We start from the raw sequence: 293 nt of genomic DNA, 5'->3' as shown, positions 1-293 counted from the left end.
GTAGGGACCGCGTTCTATGGCGCTTGGTGGGGGTTTACCCATGATCATGAGGGGCTGGTGATCGCCGGGATATTGCTGCTGTATTTTGTGCTGAACACCATTTGAGCCCTCCAGAAAACGGACCTGATCCAGGTCCGTTTTTTCATCCGGGCATTGCGCCCTTGGGTGGCCGCCTGGTCTTACCGGCGATCCAGCCACACCGTCTGCGCATTGCAGAATTCGCGTACGCCAAAGTGCGACAGCTCGCGCCCGAAGCCGCTTTTTTTCACTCCGCCGAAGGTCACCCGGGGGTC

The 293-nt window shown here is 59.0% G+C and carries 1 protein-coding gene; it reads right to left on the bottom strand.

The window, feature by feature from the left end; translation table 11 throughout:
- Positions 1 to 179 precede the first annotated feature (179 nt).
- On the bottom strand, positions 180 to 293 hold a 114-nt coding region (locus BK660_RS33795; protein ID WP_473087033.1), incomplete at its 5' end, for an aldehyde dehydrogenase family protein.

This window comes from Pseudomonas brassicacearum (assembly GCF_003732265.1).
Classification (GTDB): domain Bacteria; phylum Pseudomonadota; class Gammaproteobacteria; order Pseudomonadales; family Pseudomonadaceae; genus Aquipseudomonas; species Aquipseudomonas brassicacearum_D.
This window is presented reverse-complemented; position numbering and strand designations above follow the sequence as displayed.